1 protein-coding gene is annotated in these 2,728 nt (G+C 53.3%); it reads right to left on the minus strand.

From position 1 onward, the window contains the following. Positions 1–61 precede the first annotated feature (61 nt). Positions 62–2,296, minus strand: a complete 2,235-nt coding sequence (locus tag QC823_RS16075; RefSeq protein WP_309657354.1) for a glycosyltransferase — start codon at positions 2,294–2,296, stop codon at positions 62–64. Positions 2,297–2,728: the final 432 nt, after the last annotated feature.

A 2,728-nucleotide genomic window follows, 5' to 3' on the forward strand; every position in this document is an offset into this window, starting at 1 on the left:
CCGCAGGCATCGCCTTGCTGGTAGCACTGCGGCAGTATTCTCGGCACAAGACCAAGCGCCGCTAGCGACGCCAGCGCCGGCCACTGTGGTACTGGGCGAGCAAAAAGGCATAGAAATCGTGGGTACGGCGGGCGAAGACGCTGACATCGTGCTCGCCCGCAAAGATCTGTGCCTTCCCGCCAAGGGTGTGACGCAGCTCGGGGTCTTCCAACAGTGACTGCAATCGTTCTCCCCAGGCCTGGCGATTTTCGGGGGTCTTGTAGCCGTTCTCTCCCTCGAGGATGACATCGTCAATACCGCTGGAGCGCACCGCCACCACCGGCAGGCCCGCCGACATCGCCTCGAGGATCACCATGCCCTGAGTCTCGGATTTAGAAGCAAAGACGAAGATGTCGCCCAAGTGATAATAAAGCGCCATCTCGTCGGGCGGTACCGCCCCCACCAGCACGACATTTTCATCCAGCCCTAGCACCTCAATACGCGCCTGGATAAGTTGGCGAGCAGGCCCGTCACCAACCAACAAGAGCCGAAAGTTGTCATACCCACGCTCACGCACGACAGACAGGGCTTCCAGCATGAATTCTATATTTTTCTCCTGGCTGATTCGCGACACGCTCACCAACACTACCTCATCCTCGGCAATATCATAGGTTTGACGAAGCTTGGCTAAGCGCTCCTCGTCCACGTCTCGAAATCGCGCGACATCGATTCCCGTGGGCTGTACCAAGGTATTGGTGGTGACCCCGATCACTCTCAGATACTCCTCCGCGGAATGCGTCGGCACCACCACTCCTTGACACTTGTTGGAAAACCGCCGGATCAGGTAGTGGGAAATAAGGTTGCGAAACAACATGCCTGGCAGTGGCACAAAGTGTGAATAGTGTTCCAGGCGCGTGTGGTAGGTGTAGACCACTGGCACCTTGAGACGACGCCCCATAAACAAGCCCAGCGACCCCAGCCAGAAAGGATGGTGAACATGGATGATGTCGGGCTTGAACACCTTTAAGCGCCGGTACAGTCGCGGTAGAAAAGGGTTTGATAAACGAAACTCGCCCTTTTCCCCAAAGGAGGCCAGGGTTGGCGCCCTTTCGATGTCGTCATCGTCTTCTCCCGGCTCACGATAACGGGGTACGAACAGCAACACTTGATTGCCCAGTTCGCTCAGGCCACGGCGCAGTCGATCCACCGAGACGGTGACACCGGAGACGAAGGGAAAATAATTATTGGAATACATGCCAATTCGCAGTTCGCGTCCCAAATACGGTGTGGGATCAACATCGTAATCCGGATAGTAGTCACGCTCCTCGGTGATCAACCGGTGCAGGTGAAACGCCAGCAGCAGCAACGCACTGATGATGAGCAAAAAGCGCAGGTAGCTGACATAGAAGAACGAATAGATGGCTCCCCACAAGCTGTCCAGGGTTTTCTGCCAAGCCGACAGGGTGACATCCAGGGGGACCGGATCCATCGCAATACCGTCTTCAGACACTTGAACATCTATATAGTGGTGAAAGCTCGACCCGCTATCAACAATCAGGCCGCCCGCGCCGCCTGTGGTCACATATTCGACGCCATGACTTTCAAGTCGTGAAAAAAGGGTTAGATTCGCCGAAAACACCACATCCACGTCGTACTGCTCGAACAGCGTGATTAATCCGTGGCGAAAGGCCGGTGCCTCCAGGTAGTGATCGGATTCAAACACAGGCGTATCGGCCAGCTCCCTGTGCACCGGCAGGCCGATAAAAACGAAGCGATGTGACGCCCTCGACGCACTAAGTTCCCGCTCCAGCCAGTCCAGTTGCCAGGAATAGGAAGACTTTCCGGTACCGTCGAGAAACAGGAAGTGCGCATCATCGGTCACGAAAGAAAAGAAGTGCGGCCCGAACTGTTCATAGAAACGAAAGCTGCCAAAATCACTCTCTTCGTTATCGCCAAAGGTCAGTAGATAGGGTATTTCAAGACGCCCTAAGATCCGGTGGACCAAACGATAACTTTCCGCCTGGCCGCCGGAGACGGCATTGCCCGCCGAAATGACGAAATCGTAACCTTCTTCATGGATTCTTGGAACGATTTCATCCTGAAAGATCCTTACCGAATTATTGACATTACCGACGACGGCAAAGCGAAAGTCACTTCGTTCGCCCACGACCTGTCGAATCGCATCGACCTGATCCGCATGAACCGAGGTAAAATCGGGTTCCGTCAGGTTTACGTACCCTTGATGCACCACCAACCCGCACAGCAAAAGCAGATTCGCAACATAGGCAAGCTTTAGCCAGACACTTTTTCTCCTCATTTACCTCTCTTCCTATTCTGGCAGCAACGCAAGTTAAGCCCTGTGGTCCATCATGGCGACAAGCGACCGAACCCTACAGCAAACTATTCTCGTGAGCTAGTTCGTGCAAAAATAGCCAAACTGCCTGGCCCGGTCGGCTGAGTCGAGGGAAATTACTGTCGATTGCGATTGTTTTGATGCTAGAAATACCATTTCGTAAGACCTAAACGAACATAACGTCCTATGCTTTTATCGAGCTTAGGTTATGGGTAAAAATTAATAAGTAGGCGCACGTTTACTGTTTTTTACCCTAATCACTAAGGAGAGTACGTCTCATGATCAAACCCTTTATCGCTGTACTGTTTTCAGCCGCCACACTGTTGTCTTTTACCGCTGTACACGCTCAGGAACAAACCAATGAGCCCCCCGCTATAGATGTCACACAGCTTCAAG

Source organism: Vreelandella vilamensis, from assembly GCF_031451755.1.
GTDB lineage: Bacteria > Pseudomonadota > Gammaproteobacteria > Pseudomonadales > Halomonadaceae > Vreelandella > Vreelandella vilamensis.

What these genes read in the sequence shown, in the direction of transcription:
- QC823_RS16075 (WP_309657354.1), bottom strand. Translation starts at nt 2,296, where the DNA reads ATGAGGAGAAAAAGTGTCTGGCTAAAGCTTGCCTATGTTGCGAATCTG.